This window comes from Hydrogenophaga sp. 70-12 (genome assembly GCF_001897365.1).
Taxonomy (GTDB): Bacteria; Pseudomonadota; Gammaproteobacteria; order Burkholderiales; family Burkholderiaceae_C; genus Hydrogenophaga; species Hydrogenophaga borbori.
Window position 1 is genome coordinate 1 of the sequence record NZ_MKSS01000058.1, and the last position, 22,136, is coordinate 22,136.

The 22,136-nt window shown below is 70.8% G+C and carries 22 protein-coding genes; 12 read left to right on the forward strand and 10 right to left on the reverse strand.

The genetic code is table 11. From position 1 onward, the window contains the following. Both BGO22_RS03905 and BGO22_RS03910 read left to right on the forward strand, forming a co-directional pair. On the forward strand, window positions 1-802 hold an 802-nt coding region (locus tag BGO22_RS03905), incomplete at its 5' end, for an aromatic ring-hydroxylating oxygenase subunit alpha (protein ID WP_286849118.1). A 23-nt stretch (window positions 803-825) separates the two neighbouring features. After that, on the forward strand, window positions 826-1,845 hold the full coding sequence (locus tag BGO22_RS03910) for a TRAP transporter substrate-binding protein (protein WP_070400265.1): 1,020 nt from the start codon (window positions 826-828) through the stop codon (window positions 1,843-1,845). 22 nt (window positions 1,846-1,867) lie between these two features. Here BGO22_RS03910 and BGO22_RS03915 read toward each other — a convergent pair whose 3' ends face one another. Genes BGO22_RS03915 through BGO22_RS03925 form a run of 3 tightly spaced genes read right to left on the reverse strand, consistent with a single transcriptional unit; the run spans window position 1,868 to window position 3,823 of the window. After that, window positions 1,868-2,488, reverse strand: a complete 621-nt coding sequence (locus tag BGO22_RS03915; protein WP_286849121.1) for a MarC family protein — start codon at window positions 2,486-2,488, stop codon at window positions 1,868-1,870. 37 nt (window positions 2,489-2,525) lie between these two features. Beyond that, window positions 2,526-3,074 carry a MaoC family dehydratase gene (locus tag BGO22_RS03920; protein ID WP_239478233.1) on the reverse strand — a complete coding sequence of 183 codons (549 nt, stop codon included), beginning with the start codon at window positions 3,072-3,074 and terminating at the stop codon, window positions 2,526-2,528. Then, window positions 3,074-3,823 carry an SDR family oxidoreductase gene (locus BGO22_RS03925; RefSeq protein WP_070400268.1) on the reverse strand — a complete coding sequence of 250 codons (750 nt, stop codon included), beginning with the start codon at window positions 3,821-3,823 and terminating at the stop codon, window positions 3,074-3,076. The genes BGO22_RS03920 and BGO22_RS03925 overlap by 1 nt, the downstream gene beginning before the upstream one ends. Before the next feature lie 91 nt (window positions 3,824-3,914). On the opposite strand from BGO22_RS03925, the gene BGO22_RS03930 reads away from it, so the two are divergent. Genes BGO22_RS03930 through BGO22_RS03945 form a run of 4 tightly spaced genes read left to right on the forward strand, consistent with a single transcriptional unit; the run spans window position 3,915 to window position 6,875 of the window. Beyond that, window positions 3,915-4,514, forward strand: a complete 600-nt coding sequence (locus BGO22_RS03930) for a 2-hydroxychromene-2-carboxylate isomerase (RefSeq protein ID WP_070400269.1) — start codon at window positions 3,915-3,917, stop codon at window positions 4,512-4,514. Between the two features lie 36 nt (window positions 4,515-4,550). Then, complete coding sequence (locus BGO22_RS03935) at window positions 4,551-5,237, forward strand: dienelactone hydrolase family protein (protein ID WP_070400270.1); 687 nt, start codon at window positions 4,551-4,553, stop codon at window positions 5,235-5,237. Between the two features lies 1 nt (window position 5,238). Then, window positions 5,239-6,216 (forward strand): amidohydrolase family protein, encoded by a 978-nt coding sequence (locus BGO22_RS03940; RefSeq protein ID WP_286849126.1) that lies wholly within the window; start codon window positions 5,239-5,241, stop codon window positions 6,214-6,216. Then, window positions 6,213-6,875, forward strand: coding sequence for a glutathione S-transferase family protein (locus tag BGO22_RS03945; protein ID WP_070400271.1), 663 nt, complete (start codon window positions 6,213-6,215; stop codon window positions 6,873-6,875). Before BGO22_RS03940 ends, BGO22_RS03945 begins: the two co-directional genes overlap by 4 nt. Window positions 6,876-6,878: 3 nt before the next feature. On the opposite strand, the gene BGO22_RS03950 is transcribed toward BGO22_RS03945, so the two are convergent. Continuing rightward, a complete protein-coding gene (locus BGO22_RS03950) occupies window positions 6,879-7,988 on the reverse strand; it encodes a magnesium transporter CorA family protein (protein ID WP_070400272.1) in 1,110 nt (369 codons plus the stop codon). Window positions 7,989-8,001: 13 nt separating this feature from the next. Then, window positions 8,002-9,003 (reverse strand): porphobilinogen synthase, encoded by a 1,002-nt coding sequence (hemB, locus tag BGO22_RS03955; RefSeq protein WP_070400273.1) that lies wholly within the window; start codon window positions 9,001-9,003, stop codon window positions 8,002-8,004. 212 nt (window positions 9,004-9,215) lie between these two features. On the opposite strand from hemB, the gene BGO22_RS03960 reads away from it, so the two are divergent. Then, window positions 9,216-10,337: a sensor histidine kinase family protein gene (locus BGO22_RS03960; protein WP_286849133.1), complete on the forward strand. Its 1,122-nt coding sequence runs from the start codon at window positions 9,216-9,218 to the stop codon at window positions 10,335-10,337. An 83-nt stretch (window positions 10,338-10,420) separates the two neighbouring features. Here the strand turns inward: BGO22_RS03960 and BGO22_RS03965 are convergent, their stop codons facing one another. Together BGO22_RS03965 and BGO22_RS03970 are read right to left on the reverse strand one after the other, a co-directional pair. Beyond that, on the reverse strand, window positions 10,421-12,619 hold the full coding sequence (locus BGO22_RS03965; RefSeq protein ID WP_070400275.1) for a malate synthase G: 2,199 nt from the start codon (window positions 12,617-12,619) through the stop codon (window positions 10,421-10,423). 37 nt (window positions 12,620-12,656) lie between these two features. Next, entirely contained in the window at window positions 12,657-13,352 is a 696-nt protein-coding gene (locus BGO22_RS03970) for a haloacid dehalogenase type II (RefSeq protein ID WP_070400276.1), read from the reverse strand. Between the two features lie 106 nt (window positions 13,353-13,458). Between BGO22_RS03970 and BGO22_RS03975 the strand changes: the two genes are divergently transcribed. Both BGO22_RS03975 and BGO22_RS03980 read left to right on the forward strand, forming a co-directional pair. Next, window positions 13,459-14,682: a CaiB/BaiF CoA transferase family protein gene (locus BGO22_RS03975; protein ID WP_286849137.1), complete on the forward strand. Its 1,224-nt coding sequence runs from the start codon at window positions 13,459-13,461 to the stop codon at window positions 14,680-14,682. Window positions 14,683-14,687: 5 nt separating this feature from the next. Next, window positions 14,688-15,617 (forward strand): LysR family transcriptional regulator, encoded by a 930-nt coding sequence (locus BGO22_RS03980; RefSeq protein ID WP_070400277.1) that lies wholly within the window; start codon window positions 14,688-14,690, stop codon window positions 15,615-15,617. On the opposite strand, the gene BGO22_RS03985 is transcribed toward BGO22_RS03980, so the two are convergent. The 3 genes from BGO22_RS03985 to BGO22_RS03995 are packed head-to-tail and all read right to left on the reverse strand — an operon-like array spanning window position 15,574 to window position 18,630. Continuing rightward, window positions 15,574-16,332, reverse strand: a complete 759-nt coding sequence (locus tag BGO22_RS03985) for a nitrilase-related carbon-nitrogen hydrolase (RefSeq protein ID WP_070400278.1) — start codon at window positions 16,330-16,332, stop codon at window positions 15,574-15,576. The genes BGO22_RS03980 and BGO22_RS03985 overlap by 44 nt on opposite strands. A 4-nt stretch (window positions 16,333-16,336) precedes the next feature. Further along, window positions 16,337-17,998, reverse strand: coding sequence for a flavin monoamine oxidase family protein (locus tag BGO22_RS03990; RefSeq protein ID WP_286849141.1), 1,662 nt, complete (start codon window positions 17,996-17,998; stop codon window positions 16,337-16,339). Between the two features lie 5 nt (window positions 17,999-18,003). Next, the gene (locus BGO22_RS03995) at window positions 18,004-18,630 is read right to left on the reverse strand and encodes a LysE/ArgO family amino acid transporter (RefSeq protein WP_070400280.1); all 627 of its coding nucleotides are present in this window, start codon (window positions 18,628-18,630) and stop codon (window positions 18,004-18,006) included. Window positions 18,631-18,734: 104 nt separating this feature from the next. Between BGO22_RS03995 and BGO22_RS04000 the strand changes: the two genes are divergently transcribed. From BGO22_RS04000 to BGO22_RS04010, 3 genes are read left to right on the forward strand one after another with little or no spacing between them, the layout of a single operon-like run. After that, window positions 18,735-19,667, forward strand: a complete 933-nt coding sequence (locus BGO22_RS04000) for an HTH-type transcriptional regulator ArgP (protein ID WP_070400281.1) — start codon at window positions 18,735-18,737, stop codon at window positions 19,665-19,667. 9 nt (window positions 19,668-19,676) lie between these two features. Then, complete coding sequence (argS, locus tag BGO22_RS04005; RefSeq protein WP_286849146.1) at window positions 19,677-21,350, forward strand: arginine--tRNA ligase; 1,674 nt, start codon at window positions 19,677-19,679, stop codon at window positions 21,348-21,350. Window positions 21,351-21,358: 8 nt separating this feature from the next. Continuing rightward, on the forward strand, window positions 21,359-22,036 hold the full coding sequence (locus BGO22_RS04010; protein WP_286849149.1) for an SPOR domain-containing protein: 678 nt from the start codon (window positions 21,359-21,361) through the stop codon (window positions 22,034-22,036). Window positions 22,037-22,136 lie beyond the last annotated feature (100 nt).

Sequence of the window (22,136 nt, forward strand, 5' to 3'; positions counted from 1 at the left end):
GGTCAAGCGCTACCCGCTGGTGCTGCGCAACAAGTGGGTCTTCGTGTGGATGGGCGACCCCGCGCTGGCCGAGGACGCGCTGCTGCCCGACAACTTCAGCTGCGACTCGCCCGACTGGCAGAACCAACCCGGCTACCTGCACTACGACACGCCTTACCTGCTGATCTGCGACAACCTGCTCGACTTCTCGCACCTGAGCTACGTGCATGAGAAGTCGCTCGGCGGCTCCACGCGCATCGCCCAGGCGCGCCCCAGCATCGAGCCCGTGCCCGGCCCGAACGCCGATTGGCCGCAGCTGGGCATCAAGGTCTCGCGCCTGGTGAACGACGTGCCGGCACCGCCCTTCTACCAGCGCTTTCGCCGCTTCGACACGAACCTGGACCGCTGGTTCGTCTACGAATTCCTGCTGCCCGGCACCTTGCTGATGCACTCGGGCGGGCGCCCCACGGGCAGCGCGCCCGATGCGACCGGCCCCTCGGTGCGCCTGCATTCCTGCCAGACGCTCACGCCCGAGACGGCCACCACCACGCACTACTTCTTCCAGCAGTCCCACCCCACGGGCGAAGGCGATCAGGCCGTCACGCAGAGCATCTACGACAGCCTGATCGGCGCCTTCAACGAGGACCGCGACATGATCACCGCGCAGCACCGCAACATCCAGCACAACCCCACGCTGTCCATGCTGCCCTTGGCCATGGACGCCGCGCTGATCCAGTTCCGCCGCCTGCTCGAGGCGCGCGTGCGCGCCGAGCAGCAGGCGCAGCAGACCCCTTCCCCCACCCAACCGGCCGCCCTGGCCTGAGCCGACACCACGGAGACAGACACATGACCCGCCAGACCTTCCGCCTCGCCCCGTTCGCCGCCGCCGCCCTGTTCGCCGCCAGCGGCGGCGCGCTCGCGCAGACCGTGCTCAACGTCTCCACCTGGCTGCCGCCCGCGCACGGCGCCACCATGGCGCAGAACCAGTGGTGCGAGGCGGTGGAGAAGGAGACCAAGGGCAGCGTGAAGTGCCACCTGCTGCCCAAGGCCGTGTCCGCGCCGCCCGGCACCTTCGACGCGGTGCGCGACGGCCTGGCCGACGTGTCGTACACGGTGGACGGCTACACGCCCGGCCGCTTCATCTTCACGCAGGTGGCCGAGTTCCCCTTCCTCGGCGACACCTCCACCGCCACCAGCGTGGCCTACCAGCGCATCTACGACAAGTACTTCGCCCCGCTGGGCGAGCACCGTGGCGTGAAGACCCTGGCGGTGTTCACGCACGGCCCGGGCATCATCTTCACGGTCAAGCAGCCCGTGACCAGCGCGGCCGAGGCCGCCAAGCTCAAGTTCCGCATCGGCGGAGGCAACATCAATGAGCTGTCCAAGCTCATGGGCTGGAACACCACGCTCAAGCCCGCCACCGATTCCTTCGAGCTGCTGTCCACCGGCGTGATGGACGGCACCTTCTTCCCCGACGAGTCGCTGCAGTCCATGCGCCTGGGCATGGTGAGGTACGCCACCACCTTCCCGGGCGGGCTCTACAACACCAGCTTCGTGTTCATGATGAACCAGGCCAAGTTCGATTCGCTCAAGCCGGAAGAGAAGGCGGCGATCACCAAGGTCTCGGGGGAATACGCCGCGCGCCTGTTCGCCGCCGGCTGGGACCGCACCGACGCCGCCTCCCGCGACATCCAGAAGACCACCGGCGTGCAGCGCCAGATGGCCAACGAGGCCTTCGTCAACGACGTGAAGGCCAAGCAGGCCCAGCTGGAAGACAAGTGGGTGGCGGCGGCCGAGGCGCGTGGCCTCAAGAACGCGCGCGCGGTGCTGGCGGAGTTCCGCGCGGAGACGCAGAAGCTGAAGTGAGCCGCCAATCCCTCGCGCTGGGCTAGCCCCCCAGCGCGGGAAACAGCTTCACCAGCCCCGCCGCCATCACCTCCACCGACAGGGCCGCGAGGATCAGGCCCATCAGGCGTGTCATCACGTTGATGCCGGTCTGGCCCAGGCCGCGCGCGATGGGCTCGGCCAGCGCGAAGCAGACCGCCGTGGCCAGGGCGATGACCACGCCGTAGCCCACCAGCATGGCGTGCTGGAAGAAGGTCTTGGCCTGGTCGGCGTAGATCACCACGGTGGACATGGTGGCCGGACCGGTGAGCAGCGGAATGGTCAGTGGCACCACGGCGATGCTGGTGCGCGGGGAGTCGGCGCTGAGGTCCTGGTCGGTGGTCTTGGCCTCGGCCGGGCGCGCGCTCAGCATGGACAGCGCCGAGGTCAGCAGCAGCATGCCGCCGCCGACCTGGAAGCTGGCCAGCGAGATCGAGAAGAACGCCAGGATCTGCAGGCCCACCAGCGCGCAGGTGGCGATCACGGCGAAGGCGCTGAAGGCCGAGATCATCACCGTGCGCTGGCGCTGCTGGCGGCTGAAGCCCTGCGTGTAGTGGATGAAGAACGGCACGATGGCCAGCGGGTTGACGATGGCCAGCAGGGTGATGAGGGGTTTGAAGTCCATGGCGGCGGCGGATGAACGCGCCGCATTGTGGCCGCCTTCAGGCCGTTTGGGCAGGGTGCCTCAGCCGGAACATGCCGTAGCCCTCCATGCGCAGCACCGGCTCGCCGTGCTGGTTGACCATTTCCCAGACGGTGCGCACCAGGCCCACGTCGGGGCGCTTGCCCATCACGCGTTTCTCGGTGATGGTGTGCTTGAGCGTGAGCGTGTCGCCGGGGAACACCGGCTTGAGCCACTTCAGGCTGTCCAGGCCCGGCGAGCCCAGGCTGGAGGTCTCGTGCAGGAAGTTGGTGACCATGAGCCGCATGGCCATGGCGCAGGTGTGCCAGCCGCTGGCGCACAGGGCGCCGAAGACCGAGTCTTTGGCGGCCTCGGGGTCCAGGTGGAAGGGCTGCGGGTCCCACTGGCTGGCGAAGGCCACGATCTCCTCGGCCGTGGGCGAGAGGCTGCCCAGGTCGCGCGTCTCGCCGACGCTCAGGTCTTCCCAGTACAGCTTGATGGGGGTTCGGCCGCCGGGCCGCCCCAAGGCCGAACGCGCCCCCTCGGGGGGCGGCGACCCGTGCAACGGCGGAGCGTGGGGGTCGTCCATTACCGGGCTCCGGACACGTCGATCAGGCTCATGGTGGTGTAGCTCGCGGCGTCGGACAGCAGCCAGACGATCAGGCTGGCCACCTCGTCGACCTGGCCGCCGCGCTGCATGGGCACCTGCGGGGCGAGCTCGCGCAGGCGGTCGGGCCGGCCGCCGCTGGCGTGGATGTCGGTGTCGATCAGGCCCGGGCGCACCGCGTTGACGCGGATGTTCTCGGCCGCGACCTCCTTGGCCAGGCCCACGGTGAAGCTGTCGATGGCGCCTTTGGACGCCGCGTAGTCCACGTACTCACCCGGCGAGCCCAGGCGCGCGGCCGCGCTGGACAGGTTGACGATGGCGCCGCCCGAGCCGCCGTGCCGGGGGCTCATGCGGCGCACGGCCTCGCGGGCGCAGAGCAGGCTGCCGATGACGTTGATGTCGAACATGCGCCGCCAGCGCACCATGTCCATGTCGTCGAGGCGCGCGCGCCGGTCCACCACGCCGGCGTTGTTCACCAGGCCGCCGAGGCGGCCGAGTTGGGTGTCGACCTGCTCGAACAGGCGCAGCACCTGGGCCTCGTCCGCCACGTCGGCCTGCACGGCCATGGCGCGCCCGCCGTCGGCGCGGATGGCGCGCACCACCTCGTCGGCCGCGAGCGGGTTCGCCGCATAGTTCACCGCCACGGCCCAACCCGCTTTCGCGGCCAGCCGGCAGGTGGCCGCGCCGATGCCGCGCGAACCGCCCGTGACCAGCAATACCTTGTCGCCCATTCCCGATCTCCTGCAACAGCCATTGCGCTTGCCGTACAAGGACAGCTTCGTCCTCGAACGAGGTCCATTACAACAGCCAAACGGAGACGGCATGCGTCGCACGGTCGACTACTACTTCGCCACCATGAGCCCCTGGGCCTACCTGGGACACGAACGCTTCGTGCGCCTGGCCAGCGCCGCCGGCGCCGAGGTGCGCGTGCGGCCCATGGACCTGGGCAAGATCTTTCCGCTGTCGGGTGGCTTGCCGCTGGGCAAGCGCGCGCCGCAGCGCCAGGCCTACCGCCTGGTGGAACTGCGCCGCTGGAGCGAGTGGCTCGGGCTGCCGCTCAACCTGCACCCGAAGCATTTCCCGGTGTCGGGCGACGCCTCGTGCCGGCTGATCAGCGTGGTGGCCGAGCGCGACGGCACCGAGGCCGCGCTGCGGCTGGCGGGCGCGGTGCTCGCGGCCGTGTGGGTGCAGGAGCGCGACATCGCCGACGCCGACACCCTGGCCGTTCTGCTGCACGAATCTGGCCTGGACGCCGCGCGGCTCGCACAATCGCAGGCCGAAGAAGGCCGGGCCCTGGCCGACGCCCACACCCAGGCCGCCATCGACGCGGGTGTCTTCGGCGCGCCGGCCTACGTCATCGATGGTGAGGTCTACTGGGGCCAGGACCGGCTCGACTTCGTCGAACGCCGCCTGCAGGCCTGATCATCGGTCCATTCCACACCCACAAGGAGCCAGCGCATGAGCGAAACCATCACCCTCAAGGCCGCCGACGGCCATGCCTTTCCCGCCTACATCGCCCGCCCCGCCGGCCCGGCCAAGGGCGGTGTCGTGGTGCTGCAGGAAATCTTCGGCGTCAACTCGCACATCCGCTCGGTGGCCGACCGCTACGCCGCGGCGGGCTACTTCGCCGTGGCGCCCAGCACCTTCTCGCGCATCGGCAAGGGCGATCTGGAGATCGGCTACACCGAGGCCGACATGAAGGAGGGCATGGGCCTGAAGGCCGCCGTGGAGGCGCTGCCCGCGCCCGGCGTGATGCCGGACATCCAGGCCGCGATCGACCACGCCGCGCAGGCCGGCAAGGTCGGCATCGTGGGCTACTGCTGGGGCGGCCTGCTGACGTGGCGCGCGGCCTGCACGCTCAAGGGCCTGAGCGCGGCGGCGCCCTATTACGGCGGCGGCATGACCACGCCCGAGGAGGCCGCGCGAAAGCCCCAGGTGCCCGTGATGGCGCACTTCGGCGACCAGGACCACTGGATCCCGCTCGACACCGTGGAGGCCTTCAAGAAGGCCCAGCCCGGCGCCACCGTACACGTCTACCACGCCAACCACGGCTTCAACTGCGACCAGCGTGGCTCGTACAACGAAGCGGCCGCCACGCTGGCGCGCGAGCGCACGCTGGCCTTCTTCGCCCAGCACCTGGGCTGACATGGCGCAGCCCCGCCGCGCGTCGCGCGTCGCCCCTCGAGGGGGCGGCACCCGCGGCTCGGCCCAGCCGGTTCCGCGGCGCCGCTGGCTGGGGCTTGTGCTGGCGGGGGTGGTCGGCAGCGCCGCCGCGCAGTACCGCGGCCCCCTGTTCGACGCCCACCTGCACTACAACGTCGAGGCCTGCGGGCACGCCGCCGCGCCCGCGACCGAGTGCCCGCACCCCCTGGTCGATGTGCTGGACCGCCTGCAGCGCAACGGGGTGCGCGCCATCCTGGCCAATTCGCGCCCCAACGACGGCACGCGCGCCCTGGCCCAGGCGGGCGAGCACGCGCGGGCCGCTGGCGTGGCCGTGGTGCCCTTCGTGCGGCTCTACCGAGACCGCGCCGACTACAACAACTGGTTCCGCGACCCGAGCATCGTGGACATGGTGAACGCCGAGCTCGCGCGCGGCACGCCTGCCGGCCCCTACCGCGGCCTGGGCGAATTCCACCTGTACGACAGCGCCAACGCCGATGGCCCGGTGGCCAGGCAGCTGATGGCCCTGGCCGATCAGAAGGACTTGGCCATCCTCGCCCACGTGGACGACGTGGCGGTGGAAAAACTCATGGGCCACACGCCCTCCAAGGGCCGCCAGACGCGCCTGATCTGGGCGCACACGGGCATTGGCGGATCGTCCGTGGCGCGCGTGGACGCGCTCTTCGCGCGCTTTCCGCGGCTGCACGGTGAGCTGTCCTACCGCCCCGGCCTCACCTGCGGCGAGGGCACGCTCTGCCCCGAGTGGCGCGCGCTGCTGCTCAAGTACCCCGACCGCTTCCTCATCGGCTCGGACACCTGGGTCAACCAACGCTGGCTGCAGTACGACGGCCTGATGCAGGGCTACCGCGCCTGGCTCGGCACGCTGCCGCCCGAGGTGGCGAAGAAGATCGCCTGGGACAATGGCGCCGCGCTGTTTGGCCTCACCGAACCAAGCCCCCGATGATCCGACTGCACTTCTACCCCAGCACCGCGGCCATGGTGCCGCACATCCTGCTCGAAGAGCTCGGCGTGCCCTACGAGCGCCTGCTCATCGACCGCGAACACGGTGCGCTCGATTCGCCCGCCTACCGCGCGCTCAACCCCAATGGCCTGATCCCCGTGCTGGAGGACGGCGACTTGGTGCTTTATGAAACGGCCGCCATCGGCCTGCACCTCGCCGACACGCACCCCGAGGCGAAGCTGATGCCCGCCCTGGGCACGCGCGAGCGCGCGCACGCCTACAAGTGGCTCATGTGGCTCACCAACACCCTGCAGGCCACGCTCATCGTCTACTTCTACCCGCACCGCTGGGTGAACGAGGCGGGCGGTGCCAGCGAGGCCGAGGTGAAGGCCGTGGCCAAGCGCCGCGTGGGCGTGCTGCTCGACCGGCTCGACGCCGAGCTGGCGCGCCACGGCGGCCCCTGGTTCCTGGGCGAGGCCCATTCGCTGCTGGACGCCTACGCCTTCACCCTGTGCCGCTGGACGCGGCACTTCTCGCCCGATTCGCCGGTGCGCCCCGCGCGCGAGCGGCCGCACCTGGGGCCTTACCTGCGGCGCGTGCTGGAGCGCCCGGCGCTGCGGCGCGTGATGGCCAACGAAGGCCTGGCCGAGCCCTACGTCTGAACCTCAGCGGCCCGAGGAGCGCAGGTAGCGCTTGCGCCAGAAATAGACGCTGAGCGCCACGGCCACGAAGGCCATCGAGCCCATGGCCCACCAGAAGCCCGTGCGCTCGTGCACGAACGGGATGAACTCGAAGTTCATGCCGAAGATGCCGGCGATGAGGTTCAGCGGCAGGAACACGGCGGTCAGCGCGGTGAGCGTGCGCATGATGTCGTTGGTGCGGTTGCTCTGCGCCGAGAAGTGCATCTGCACGGCGGTCTCGGCGTTCTGCTCCAGCCGGCGCACGTGGTGCACCACGCGCTCGATGTGCTCCAGCACGTCGCGGCTGCGCACCTTCAGCAGCTCCAGCCCACGCTGCCCGCCGATGGCGTCCAGGGGCTCCCAGTCTTCCAGCGCCTCGATCCAGTCCTGGATGGCGCTGCGCTGGTCCTCGCAGATTTCGTCGAGGTTGTGCAGCGAGATGCGCGCGTCCAGCAGCGAATTCCAGTTGGTGAAGCGCGTCTTGGGCTGCAGCAGCTCGGACTGCCAGTGGTCGAGCTGGCGCGTGAGTTCGCGCCGCAGGTCCAGGTAGCCGTCCACCATCTGGTTGACGATGCGCAGCATCAGGTCGGCCGGGCTGGTGGGCAGGCCGGCGCCGGCGGCGCGCGGCGCCACGCCGGCGCTGGCCAGCAGGCGCGCCGAGTACTGGTCGAGCACGCCGCAGCCGGCGGGGTGCACGGTCACCAGCACGCGGTCGAACACCGCGAAGCCCACGGGGCTGGTGTCGATGCGCCGCAGCACCGGCGGGCCGCTGCGCTTGACGGGTTCGGTGAGCACCGCGCCGGGCTGCGACATGTCGGTCTCGGCCTGTCCCGCGGCCAGGCGGCGGAACACCAGGATGTCGTACTGCGAGGTGTAGTCGTAGTGCGAGGGCAGCTGGTTGTTGAGCAGGTCGCTCACGTGCAGGTCCACCAGCGTGGTGCCGCACATCACCTGCAGCGCGGCCTGCACGTGGCCGTGCTCCAGCTCGAATTCGCGTCGGCCGCAGGCCACCCAGAGGAAGCCGCGCGCGGGCAGCAGCATGGGCAGCCCGGCGGTTTCGCTCACCGACCCGGGCTGCACGTGAAAGACCCGCATCGCCCGGTCCGCCTCAGCCGCGCAGCAGCCGCGCGGCGTCGCGCGCGAAGTAGGTCAGCACGCCGTCGGCGCCGGCGCGCTTGAAGGCGAGCAGGCTTTCCATCATCACGGCGTCGTGGTCCAGCCAGCCGTTCTGCGCGGCGGCCTTGAGCATGGCGTACTCGCCGCTCACCTGGTAGACGAAGGTCGGCATGGCGAACCCGTCCTTCACGCGGCGCACGATGTCCAGGTAGGGCATGCCGGGCTTGACCATCACCATGTCGGCGCCCTCGGCGATGTCCATCGCCACCTCGCGCAGGGCCTCGTCGCTGTTGCCCGGGTCCATCTGGTAGACCTTCTTGTCGGCCTTGCCCAGGTTGGTGGCCGAGCCCACGGCGTCGCGGAACGGACCGTAGAAGGCGCTGGCGTACTTGGCGCTGTAGGCCATGATGCGCGTGTGGATGCGGCCGTCGGCCTCCAGCGCCTGGCGGATGGCGCCGATGCGCCCGTCCATCATGTCGCTGGGCGCCACGATGTCCACGCCCGCGGCCGCCTGCGTCAGCGCCTGGCGCACCAGGATGGCCACGGTCTCGTCGTTGATGATGTAGTTCGCCTCGTCGAGCACGCCGTCCTGGCCATGGCTGGTGTACGGGTCCAGGGCCACGTCGGTCATCACGCCGAGTTCGGGAAAGCGCTGTTTGAGCGCGCGCACCACGCGTGGCACCAGGCCGTCGGGGTTGGTGGCCTCCTGGCCGTCGGGCGTTTTCAGCGCCGGGTCGATCACCGGGAACAGCGCCATCGCCGGGATGCCCAGCTTCACGCAGTCCTCGGCCACGGGCAGCAGCAGGTCCAGGCTCAGGCGCTCGACGCCCGGCATGGAGGCCACGGCCTCGCGCCGGTTCGCGCCGTCGAGCACGAACACGGGGTAGATCAGGTCGGACGGGTGCAGGCGGTGCTCGCGCACCAGCTCGCGCGTGAAGGGGTCGCGGCGCAGGCGGCGCGGCCGGGCGGCGGGGAAAGGGGCGGGATTCTGCATGAGGGCTATTGTGGCAAACGGCCCATGGCCCCGACGCGGGGGCGCCCGGCGTGCCGCTTTCCACGGAAAAGCGAGCTTTTCGACTACACGGGGGAGTACACCCCCTTCAACATGGTGCAAATTTCGTACATGGCCCGATGCGAGGGCTTCCTGGGCGCTCCCGGAGCCCCCGTCCCACCTTCCAGCGGATCACCGACGTGTTGAAACAAACCATGGCCACTCCGAAGAAAAACCAGCCCGAGGCGGCGGGCACTGCGGGCCAGCAGCAGGGCGACGAGCCCTGGTCCCTGGCCCAGCAGTGCGGGGCCTTGCTCGGTTCCGCAGCGGGGCAGATCAGCGACGCGCTGCAGGCGCTGCAAAGCGGCGTCGACCGGCTCCAGGCGCAGGGCCGCCTCGACAAGCAGGAGCAGTGGGCGCTGAACGTGCCGCTGGAGCGAATCAAGCGGCTCACGGTGGTGATGCAGCAGCTGCAGCGCTTCCACGCGGGGCACATCCGCCAGTCGCACGAGCGGCTCGACCTGGCCGAGCTGGCCGAGGCCTGCCTGCAGGAGCGCCGCAAGGAGTTCGCGCTGATCGGCGTGGACATGCGGCGCAAGCTCAGGCCGGTGGAGGTGCTGATCGACCCCACCGTCACCCACGCCTTCTTCAACGCCCTGGTCGACTGGGCCCTGCCGCTGGGCCGCCGCATCGACGTGCGCGTGGACGTGAACGACTGGCCGCCGCACGCGCGGCTGCAGGTGCGCGTGCATGGCGAGGAGTCGCCTTCGTCGCGCACGCCCGAACTCGACAACATCGACTGGGCGCTGGTGCGCCAGATCGCCGCCTCCGTCGGCGGCATCGAGCTGCAGCGGCGGGTGACGCCCGAGGGCATCACCGCCGTCGCGATGTTTCAGCGCACGGTGCAGGCCATCGACGGAATGTCGGCCATCGACATCAGCGAAGACCCGTCCTCGGCCTTCAAGACGCTGCAGAACATCTACGCCCTGGTGGTGTCGCCGTCGCTGCAGATCCGCGCCGACGTGCGCGAGGCGCTGCGCGAGATCGGCGTGAACGCCGACAGCGTGGTCGACCTCGACCAGGCCCGCGAGGTGGCGGCGCACCGCATGCCGGGCATCGTGGTCATCGACTCCTCGCTCAAGGGCCCGGCCTTCGAGCAGTTCCGCCGCGGGCTGCTGCGCGAGGCCATGGACATGCCCTTCGTCGAGATTTCCTCGGACGACACCTCGTTCGACATGTCGGGCTTCGGCGAGTTCTCCATGGCCAAGGTCGGCCGGGGCAACATCCGCGAGTCCCTGGGCACGGCGGTGATGTTCGAACTCGCGAAAACGATTTAAGCGGTTGATGTGCGGCCACCAAGGGCCGCCAAAGAGAAGGGCGCCCCAACGGCGCCCTTCTCGCCTTCTGGCGGTGCCCGCCGTCAGGCCGCGGCCTTCACCTTCAGGCGCCAGGCATGCAGCAGCGGCTCGGTGTAGCCGCTGGGCTGCTCCTTGCCTTTGAACACCAGGTCGAGCGCGGCCTGGTAGGCCTTGCTGGTCTTGGCGCGGCCGGCCATGGGCTGGTAGAGCTTGTCGCCCGCGTTCTGCTTGTCCACCTTGGCGGCCATGCGCTCGAAGGTCTCGCGCACCTGCTTTTCGGTGACCACGCCGTGGTGCAGCCAGTTGGCGATGTGCTGGCTGCTGATGCGCAGCGTGGCGCGGTCTTCCATCAGGCCCACGTCGTTGATGTCGGGCACCTTGGAGCAGCCCACGCCCTGGTCGACCCAGCGCACCACGTAGCCCAGGATGCCCTGCGCGTTGTTGTCCAGCTCCTGCTGCTTCTCGGCCGCGCTCCAGTTCGGGTTGGCGCTCACGGGCACGGTGAGCAGGCCGGTGAGCAGGGTGTCGCGCTCTTTGTCGGCGTCGATCTTTTCGAGGTCCTTCTGCACCTCGCTCACCAGCACCTGGTGGTAGTGCATGGCGTGCAGCGTGGCGCCGGTGGGGCTGGGCACCCAGGCGGTGTTGGCGCCGGCCTTGGGGTGGGCGATCTTCTGCTCCAGCATGGCCTTCATGAGGTCGGGCATGGCCCACATGCCCTTGCCGATTTGCGCCTTGCCGCGCAGGCCGCAGGCCAGGCCCACCAGCACGTTGTTGCGCTCATAGGCCTGGATCCAGGCGCTGGCCTTCATGTCGCCCTTGCGCACCATGGGACCGGCCAGCATGGCGGTGTGCATTTCGTCGCCGGTGCGGTCGAGGAAGCCGGTGTTGATAAAGGCCACGCGGCTGGGCGCGGCGGCGATGCAGGCCTTCAGGTTGACCGAGGTGCGGCGCTCCTCGTCCATGATGCCCAGCTTGACCGTGCTGGCCGCCAGGCCCAGCAGCTGCTCGACGCGACCGAACAGTTCGTCGGCGAAGGCCACTTCGCGCGGGCCGTGCATCTTGGGCTTGACGATGTAGACCGAGCCCTTGCGCGAGTTGCGCAGCGGGTGCTTCTTGTCCTTCTTCAGGTCGTGCACCGCGATGGCGGTGGTGATCACCGCGTCCATGATGCCCTCGGGGATCTCCTTGCCCTCGGGGCCCCACAGGATGGCGGGGTTGGTCATGAGGTGGCCCACGTTGCGCACGAAGAGCAGCGAGCGGCCGTGCAGGCGCACCGCCTTCTTGCCCTTGGGCGCCGTGTACTCGCGGTCGCCGTTGAGGCCGCGGGTCAGCGTCTGGCCGCCCTTGTCGAAGGTTTCGGTCAGCGTGCCCTTGAGGATGCCCAGCCAGTTGCGATAGGCCAGCAGTTTGTCCTCGGCGTCCACGGCGGCCACGGAGTCTTCCAGGTCGAGGATGGTGGACAGCGCGGCCTCGACCACCAGGTCGCTCACGCCCGCGGGGTCGGTCTTGCCGATGGCGCTGTCGGGGCGGACCTGGATTTCCAGGTGCAGGCCGTTGTGCACCAGCAGGACCGCCGACGGCTTCTTGGCGTCGCCCTGGTAACCCACGAACTGCTTCGGATCGGCGAGCTTGCTGGTGCCGCCGCCGGCCAGCGAGACCACCAGCTCACCGTCCTTCACGCGGTAGCCCGTGGAGCCCACGTGTGAGCCCTTCTTCAGCGGGCAGGTGCGGTCCAGCACGTGGCGCGCCCATTCGATGACCTTGGCGCCGCGCTTGGGGTTGTAGCGCGTGCCCTTCTCGCAGCCGCCGTCCTCGGCGATCACGTCGGTGCCGTAGAGCGCGTCGTACAGCGAGCCCCAGCGCGCGTTGGCGGCGTTGAGCGCGTAGCGCGCGTTCAGGATGGGCACCACCAGCTGGGGGCCGGCCTGCACGGCCAGCTCGTCGTCCACGTTCTTGGTGCTCGCCTTCACCTTGCCGGGGTCGGGCACGAGGTAGCCGATGGTTTCGAGGAATTTGCGGTAGGCCGCCATGTCGCGCACCGGGCCGGGGTTGGCGCTGTGCCAGGTGTCCAGCTCGGCCTGCAGGCGGTCGCGTTCGGCCAGCAGGGCGGCGTTCTTGGGCGCCAGGCCGCGCACCAGGGTGTCGAAGCCCTGCCAGAAGGCGGCGGGTTCGGTGCCGGTGCCGGGCAGCACCTCCTCGTTGATGAACTGGTACAGCGCGGTGTCGACCTGCAGGCTGTGGATCTGGGTGCGTGGGGTCATGCAAGGGCTCCGGAAGAAAAAAGCGAAAGGGCGGGTGTCAGAAGAAGTCGAGCACCGCGCGCAGGTGGGTGCCGGTCGCGGTGGGCTGGGTGTCGAGCTGTTCGAAGGGCAGGTTGGCGCGGTTCACCCAGAGGGTCTGGTAGCCGAACCAGGTGGCGCCCAGCGCGTCCCAGGCGTTGCTGCTCACGAAGACGATCTGCCCGCGCGGCAGGCCGGTGGCCTGCTCGCCCAGGGCGTAGAGGGTGGGCGAGACCTTGTAGGCGCGCGCCGCGTCGGCGCTGATGACGTGGTCGAGCAGGCCGTCGAGCCCGGCGCTGCGCAGGGCGATGCCCAGCATCTCCGGGTCGCCATTGGACAGGATGCCCGTGGTCACGCCCTGCGCGCGCAGGGCCTGCAGCACCTCGCGGTTCTCGGGGAAGGACGAGAGGTGGCGGTACTGGTTCATCAGGCTGGCCGCCGCCTCGGCGTAGTCGTCCCAGCGCTCGGCGGCCTGCGGCACCAGGGCCTGGATGGCGTAGCGCAGCGCGCGCTCGGTCAGCTCCCAGAAGGGCCGGTAGTGGGCCGGGTCGCCGCTCATGGTGACCAGGCGCGAGTAGTCCAGCTGGCGTTCGCGCCACAGCACGGCCAGGCGCGCCCCCCGGCCGGGGAACAGCTGCTCCGCGCGCAGGCCCACGCTGTACACGTCGAACAGCGTGCCGTAGGCGTCGAAGAGCACGGCGCGGGGTTTGGCCATGGGAAGGCACTGTATTGCAAACATCGGCGTGCATTGAGACGCTCGCGCGCGATGGATCCATGACTTTTTTGTGTGTAATCTGCGCCTGTTTGCCCAGGAGACCCGATTGAGCCCCGACACCCCCGATACCCTCGATACCCCCGCCACCCCACCCCTGCCGCTCGCCGGCATCCGTGTCGCCGAGTTCTCGCACATGGTGATGGGCCCCATGTGCGGCATGGTGCTGGCCGACCTGGGCGCGGAGGTGATCAAGGTGGAGCCGCCGGGGGGCGACAACACGCGCCGCCTGCTGGGCTCGGGCGCCGGTTTCTTCCCGCTGTTCAACCGCAACAAGAAGAGCCTGGTGCTGGACCTGCAGACCGAGGAGGGCCGCGAGGCCGCGCTGCGCCTGGTGGCCACGGCCGACGTGCTGGTGGAGAACTTCAAGCCCGAGACCATGCGCAAGCTGGGTCTGGACCATGAGAGCCTGAGGGCGCGCTTCCCGCGCCTGATCCACGTCAGCCACAAGGGCTTCCTGCCCGGGCCCTACGACCACCGCACCGCGCTCGACGAGGTGGTGCAGATGATGGGCGGCCTGGCCTACATGACCGGGCGGCCCGGCGACCCGCTGCGCGCGGGCAGCAGTGTCAACGACATCATGGGCGGCATATTCGGCGCCATCGGCGTGCTGGCCGCGCTGCGCGAGCGCGAGCGCAGCGGGCGCGGCCAGGCCGTGCAGAGCGCGCTGTTCGAGAACAACATCTTCCTGGTGGCCCAGCACATGCTGCAGTACGCGGTGACGGGCGCGCCCGCCAACCCCATGCCGCAGCGCATCTCGCCCTGGGGCATCTACGACGTGTTCACCGCGGCCGGGGGCGATCAGATCTTCCTGGCGGTGGTGAGCGACACCCAGTGGGCCATCTTCTGCAGCGCCATGGGCTGGGCCGACTGGCGGGACGACGCTCGGCTGCGGACCAACAACGACCGCGTCCGCTCGCGCGACTGGCTCATCCCCGAGCTGCGCGCGCGCGTGGCCGAGCGCCCGGCGGCCGAACTGGCCGAGCTGTTCGAGCGCCACGGCCTGCCCTTCGCGCCCATCGCCAAGCCGCACGAGCTGCTGGACGACCCGCACCTGCGGGCCACCGGCGGCCTGGCGCCCATCACCCTGCCGGACGGCGAGCGCGCCGGCCAGACCGTGCAGACCGTGCCGCTGCCCTTCACGCTGGGCGAGCAGCGCCTGCCGGTGCGCAGCCCGCCGCGCCTGGGCGCCGACAGCGCCGAGGTGCTGCGCGCCCTGGGCTACGACGCGGCGAGCGCGGAGCGCCTGTCGCGCACCACAGCAAAGGGCTGAGGGCCGTGGACAAGCTCAAGCAGCTCGAAACCTTCGTTTCAGTGGCCACGCGCGGCAGCCTCACGGCGGCGGCGCGCGCCGAGTCGGTGGCGCCGGCCATCATTGGCCGCCGGCTCGATGCGCTCGAATCGCGCCTGGGCGTGAAGCTGCTGGTGCGCACCACGCGGCGCATCTCGCTCACGCACGAAGGCAGCGCCTTCCTGGAGGACTGCCAGCGCCTCCTGACCGACCTGTCGAACGCCGAGGCGAGCGTGAGCGCGGGCGGCGTGAAGGCCAGCGGGCACCTGCGCATCACCGCGCCGGCGGGCTTCGGCCGGCGCCACGTGGCGCCGCTGGTGCCGCGCTTTCGCGATCTGCACCCGGAGGTGACGGTCTCGCTCAACCTGTCCGACCGTGTGGTGGACGTGGCCGGCGAAGGCTACGACTGTGCGGTGCGCGTGGGCGATCTGCCGGACTCGTCGCTGGTGAGCGTGCGCCTGGCCGACAACCGCCGCCTCTGCGTGGCCGCGCCGGCCTACCTGCAGCGGCGCGGCACGCCCGACACGCCGGCCGACCTGGCGCGGCACGACTGCCTCACCCTGTCCAGCGACGCCTCGCAGACGCGCGGCTGGGCCTTCTCACAGCCGGCCGAGGGCGGCGGGGACGGGCGCGAGATCCACTACCTGCGCCCCGGCGGCCCCATGGACTGCAGCGACGGCCAGGTGCTGCACGAGTGGTGCCTGGCGGGCCAGGGCATCGCCTGGCGCAGCACCTGGGAGGTGGAGGCCGACGTGGCGGCGGGCCGCCTGGTGCGCGTGCTCGACGACTTCGCCGCGCCGCCCAACGGCATTTACGCGCTGTTCCCGCAGCGCAAGCACCTGGCGCTGCGCGTGCGGCTGTGGATCGACTACCTCAAGCACGAGTACGGGCGGGGGGAGTACTGGACGGGGCGCTGAGCGCGGCGGGCAGCAGGGCTTCGCCGCGTCCGGCCCTGCCCAGGCGTTCCCCCGAGCCCGTGCACACGCACGACCACCCGTTGTAGCGCGTCTCATCTTCCCGCCCGCAGGCGTTCGCGTACGCGATCGCCAGGCCGAAGCGCCGGGCCGCCTCGGGCAGGCGGGTTTGCTGCACCGCGTCGTAGCCGACCATGTTGGCCGTGGGCACCAGCGCCGCGTGCGCGCCCGCGGCGGCGAGCTGGCGCAGCGGTTCGTCGTGCTCCACGTCGAAGCAGATCAGCAGGCCCAGGCGCCAGCCGCGCCAGTCGAACCCCGCGGGCGGAGCGCCGCCGGGCGTGAAGCGCAGGGCGTCGCCGTCGCCGAACAGGTGGATCTTGCGGTGCACCGCGAGCAGCGCGCCGGTGCCGTCGATCGCAGCGGCGCTGTTGAAGGGCCGGGCCGCGCCGCTCGCCTCGGGCCAGCCGGTGACGATGCCCAGGCCATGGCGCCGCGCCAGGTCGCGCACCGCCCGCAGCAGCGGGCCGTCGGCCGGCTCGGCGAGCGCGGACAGGCGCGCGGGATCGATCAGGTAGCCGGTGAGGAACATCTCGGGCGTGATGAGCCAGTGCGCGCCCTGGGCGGCGGCCTCGCGCGCGGTGGCGTCGAGCCGCTGGAGCGCTTCGCCGCTGTCGCGGGGGTGCGGCGTCTGCCAGAGCGCCAGGCGCAGCGGCCCCATCGCCTCAGTCCCCCAGCGCCACCGGCCCGATGCCCGGCCAGGCCTCGCAGGGCCCGGGGTTGTCGGCGTGGCTGGCGCCGCCCAGGTGGCGCACCATGCCCGCCACCGCGTTCAGCGCGGTCTGCACGGCGCCCTCCACCCAGGCCGGCGTGAAGGACACGTCGTCGCCGGCCAGGAAGAGGCCGCGCTCGGCCTCGGGCAGGGCCTCCTGCATGAAGTGGCCAACCATGCGGTGGTTGTAGCGGTAGTGGCCCGGCAGCGCGCCTTTGAAGGCGCCCAGGAAGTAGGGGTCGGCCTCCCAGGAGACGCTGATCGGGTCGCCGATCACGTGACTGGCGATGTCCACGTCGGGGTAGATCTGCTTCAGCGCCGACAGCGCCAGCTGCACGCGCCGGGCGGTCGGGTGCGGCAGCATCTTGAGCGCGTCGCTCATCCAGGCGTAGCTCAGGCAGATCACGCCGGGCTTGTCGGGGCCGTTGTCGAACAGGTAGGTGCCGCGCGTGAGCCGGTCGGTGAGCGTCATGCCCATCACCGGCCAGCCATCGGCGCGCAGGTCGTTCCAGAATGGCCGGTCCACCATGACGAAGGTTTTGGACGATTGCATGTAGCGCGTGCGGTCCAGCGCCATCCAGAGCTTGTGCGAGAACAGCGACTCCTCCACCGCGATCTGCGTGGTGAGCAGCCAGCTCTGGCAGGTGACCAGCACGGCCGGGTAGCGGCGCGTATTGCCGAGCACGTCGGTGACGGCGATCTGTCCGTGCGGCGCGCGCGCGATGGCCGCCACGCCCGGGCGCGGCGCGCCGCCATGCAGCTGGGCGAGCGAGGTGCCGGCCCCCCAGTGCCGCAGTTCGCGGGCTGCTGGCGCGCGCTGCCACAGGCCCTGCGGCACCTGCTGCACGCCGCCCACCACCAGGTGCTGGTTCTCGTCGCAACCGGTGAGCACCACGCGCAGGATCTCCAGCATGGAGTTGGGGAAGTCCGAGTCCCAGCCGCCGGTGCCGAAGCCCACCTGGCCGAAGACCTCGCGGTGGTGGAAGGACAGGCGCTGGAAGGCGCCGGACTGGGCGACGAAGTCGTAGAAGGTGCGGTCGTCCCAGCGCGGCACCAGGGCGTCCCACTGGGCCTTCAGGCGCGGCACGTCGCGCTCGCGCAGGGCGTCCTGCAGGCCGGTGAAGCCGGCGCCTTCTTCCAGCGCGTCGGCCCAGGCCCGGGCCACCTCGGTGAACAGCGGTGGCAGGTCGGCCAGGCGGCGCGCGCGGTGCGTGCGGCCTTCGAGGTCGATCACCGTGCAGCCGGCGGCCGGCGTGAGCGGGTTGGGGAAGGGCTTGGTGGCCAGGCCGAGTTGGTCCACGTAGTGGAAGAAGGCCGTGCCCGAGCGCGGGAAGCGCATGCCGCCGAGCTCGGCCACCACGCCCTGGCCGCCCTCGAAGGCCTGGGAGCGCAAGCGCCCGCCCAGGCGCGAGGCCTCGTACACCACGGGCTTGAGGCCCAGCTTCATCAGCTCGTGCGCGGCCGTCAGGCCGGCCATGCCGGCGCCGACGATGGCCACCTCGCTGCCCAGCCGCTCGCGCGGCAGCGCGCCCAGGCCCGCGGGATGGCCCAGCCAGTCGTCGTAGGCGAAGGGGAAGTCGGGGCCGAAGACGGTGACGGGTTTCTTCGATGGCATGGTGCTCAGAACAGCGAAGCCAGCAGCCAGGCGGCCGTGCCCCACATCATGAGCGCCACCAGGCCATCCAGCACGCGCCAGATGTGCAGGGAGTTGAGCCGGCGGCCGGCCCAGAAGGCGGCCGCGCCCAGGGCGGTGAACCAGATCAGCGAACCCGTGGCGGCGCCCAGGCCGAAGACCTCGCTCGCCGGGCCGTAGGCCAGCGAAGCGGTGCCGATCAGCACGGCGGTGTCCAGCCAGGCGTGTGGGTTGAGCCAGGAAAAGGCCAGGGCCGAGAACACCGCCTGGCGGCGCGTGGTGGGCGGCGGCGCCAGCGGCTGGCCCTCCAGCGTGCGCGCCAGCGGCGAGCGAAAGCGCTGGAAGGCCTGCCAGCCGTAGACCGCCAGGAACAGCACGCCCGCGCCGATCAGCGCGCCCTGCAGCTTGTCCGACAGGCCGCCGAGCTGGGCCAGGCCCAGCACGCCCAGGGCAATGAGCGCCATGTCGGACAGGGCGCACAAGGCCACCGTGAGCCACAGGTGCTGGCGCTGCAGGCCCATGCGCAGCACGTGCGCGTTCTGCGGGCCGATGGCCATGATCAGCGACAGGCTCAGCACCATGCCGGCGGAGAAAACGGGAAAGCTCAGGGTCATGGATGTCTCGGGTTCGGGTGACAGCGGGGCGCATGGTGCCGCAAAGCCGGCTGATGTTTAATGCAGTTGATTCGAAATCCAATCGCTCAAATTTGACTTAAAAGATGCTCGACCCCCGCCCACTGGAAGCCCTGGCCGCCGTGGTGGAGCACGGCGGCTTCGGTCCGGCCGCGCGCGCGCTCCAGCTCACGCTGGCCGCGGTGTCGCTGCGCATCAAGTCGCTGGAAGACCAGCTCGGCCAGCGGCTGCTGGTGCGCGGCAAGCGCGTGCGCGCCACGCCGGCCGGCCAGGCCCTGCTGGGCCACGTGAAGCAGGTGCGGCTGATGGAGGCCGACCTGCTGGCCGGCCTGGTGGGGGGCGAGGCGCGCGCGGGCGAGCGCTGGCAGAGCCTGTCGGTGGCGATCAACGCCGACTCGGTGTCGAGCTGGTTCCTGCCCGCCGTGGCGCCGCTGCTGGCGCGCCAGCGACTGCTGCTGGAGGTGGTGATCGACGACCAGGACCACACCCACGACGCCCTCAAGCGCGGTGACGTGGTGGGCTGCGTGACCACCCGCGCCGACGCCATGCGCGGATGCGTGGCCGAACCCCTGGGCGTGATGCGCTACCACTGCGTGGCCACGCCCGCCGTGGTGCAGCGCTGCCGCACGCCGCGCGGTGCGGTCTCGCCGCACCGGCTGCTGGCCCAGCCGGCCGTCATCTTCAACCGCAAGGACGCGCTGCAGGACGCCTTCCTGGAGCAGCACATCGGCCTGCGCCAGCCGGCCTACCCGCGCCACTACGTGCCCGCGGTGGAGGCGTTCGAAACCGCCATCGAGCTGGGCATGGGCTGGGGCATGGTGCCCGAGCAGCACCTGCCCAAGCACCCGGCCCTGACCGAACTGCTGCCCGGCGCCACGGTGGATGTGGCCCTGTACTGGCAGCACTGGACGCACGAACCGCCGTCGGCCCAGCGGCTCACGGCCGCGGTGAAGGCGGCCGCGCGCGAGCGCTTGGCCCCGCTGGCGGGTCCCGCGGGCCCGGCCCGGGCCGCCACCTAAAATCGCGCGATGCTCCAGATCCAACAAGACCTGCTCTCGGCCCTGCGCGACGAGCTGGACACGCTCAGCCCCGGCGCGGGCGAGAAGGCCGCCTTCGAGTCGCCCAAGGTGGCGGCCCATGGCGATTTCGCCGTCACCGCGGCCATGCAGCTGGCCAAGCCGCTCAAGCTCAACCCGCGCGCCGTGGGCGAGCGGCTGCGCGCGGCCCTGCTGGCCCAGCCGGTGTATCAGCGCTGGGTCGAGGCGATCGAGATCGCCGGCCCGGGCTTCATCAACATCCGCTTGAAGCCCGAGGCCAAGCAGCAGGTGGTGCGCGAGGTGCTGTCGGCGGGTGAGGGTTTCGGCCGCCAGCCGGCCAACGGCCAGCGCCTGATGGTCGAGTTCGTCTCGGCCAACCCCACCGGCCCGCTGCACGTGGGCCACGGTCGCCAGGCCGCGCTGGGCGACGCCATCTGCAACCTGTACCAGACCCAGGGCTGGGACGTGCACCGCGAGTTCTATTACAACGACGCGGGCGTGCAGATCAACACCCTGGCCACGTCCACGCAGCTGCGCGCCCAGGGCGTGAAGCCCGGCGACGCCGGCTGGCCCGAGTCGGCCTACAACGGCGACTACATCCAGGACATCGCCAACGACTTTCTCGCGAAGCGGACCGTGACGGCCGATGACCGCGCCTTCACCGCCAGCGGCGACGTGAACGACCTCGACGGCATCCGCCAGTTTGCCGTCGCCTACCTGCGCCACGAGCAGGACCTCGACCTGCAGGCCTTCGCGGTCAAGTTCGACCACTACTACCTCGAGTCCAGCCTGTACACCAGCGGGCGCGTCGAGGCCGCGGTGAACCGGCTGGTCGCCAACGGCAAGACCTACGAGCAGGACGGCGCGCTGTGGCTGCGCAGCACCGACTACGGCGACGACAAGGACCGCGTGATGCGCAAGTCCGACGGCTCGTACACCTACTTCGTGCCCGACGTGGCGTACCACATCGCCAAGTGGGAGCGCGGCTTCAGCAAGGTCATCAACATCCAGGGTACCGACCACCACGGCACCATCGCGCGCGTGCGCGCCGGGCTGCAGGCGGCCGACGTGGGCATCCCCGCCGGCTACCCCGACTACGTGCTGCACACCATGGTGCGCGTGGTGCGCGGCGGCCAGGAGGTGAAGATCAGCAAGCGCGCGGGCAGCTACGTCACGCTGCGCGACCTCATCGAATGGACCAGCAAGGACGCGGTGCGCTTTTTCCTGCTCAGCCGCAAGCCCGACACCGAATACACCTTCGACGTCGACCTGGCCGTGCAGCAGAACAACGACAACCCGGTCTACTACGTGCAGTACGCGCACGCGCGCATCTGCTCGGTGCTGGCGGGCTGGGGCGGCGACGCCGCCACGCTGTCCGGTGCCGACCTGTCGCCGCTGGACACCCAGGCCGCGCAGGCCCTGATGCGCCAGATCGCCAAGTACCCCGAGATGCTCGGCGCCGCCGCGCGCGACTTCGCGCCGCACGACGTCACCTTCTACCTGCGCGAGCTTGCCGCGAGTTACCACAGTTACTACGACGCCGAACGCATCCTGGTCGATGATGAAGCGGTCAAGCGCGCTCGCCTCGCGCTCGTCGCCGCCACCCGGCAGGTGCTGCACAATGGCCTGGCCGTGCTGGGCGTGAGCGCGCCGCAGAAGATGTAAGAGCCACCATGAGCAAAAAATCCTCCTCCACCCAGTCGTCCCGCAGCAGCCTGGGCGGCACGTTGGTGGGCTTCATCGTCGGCCTGCTGGTCGGCCTGGCCGCGGCGCTGGCCGTGGCGGTCTACGTGACCCGCGTGCCCGTGCCCTTCGTCGACCGCGGCCTGTCGCGCAGTGCCGAGGACGACGCCAAGGAAGCCGAGCGCAACAAGGGCTGGAACCCCAACCGGTCCGTCGGCGGCATGCCCGCCCCGGCGACCCCCGCGCCCGGCAGCGAAGGCGCCATCACCGCGCCGGGCACCGCCGGCACCTTGCCGCCCGCCGGCGCCACCGCGCCCTCGGCCGACCCGCTGGGCGACCTGGCCCGCTCGCGCACGGAGCAGCAGGCCCCGGCGGCCGCGCCGGCCAAGCCCGGTGCGGCGCCCGCCGAAGCCCCCGCGCCCGGCGCCGACCCCTATACCTACTTCGTGCAGGCCGGCGCCTTCCGCAACGCGCCCGAGGCCGAGGCCCAGCGCGCGCGCCTGGCCATGCTGGGCATCGCCGCCACGGTGGACGAGCGCGAGAACGCCGGCCGCACCCTGTACCGGGTGCGCGTGGGCCCCTTCGCCCAGAAGGCCCTGGCCGACCTGACGATCGAGCAGCTGCAGGTCAACGGCGTCGAGTCGGCCCTGGTGCGCGTGCAGCGCTGACCCGGGCCGGGCGCGCGGGAACTTCCCGCGCCCGGCCAGGCCCCAAACGCTGGTTCATACCCCTTGGAGAGCCATCCCATGCGTCGTCGCGATTTCACCC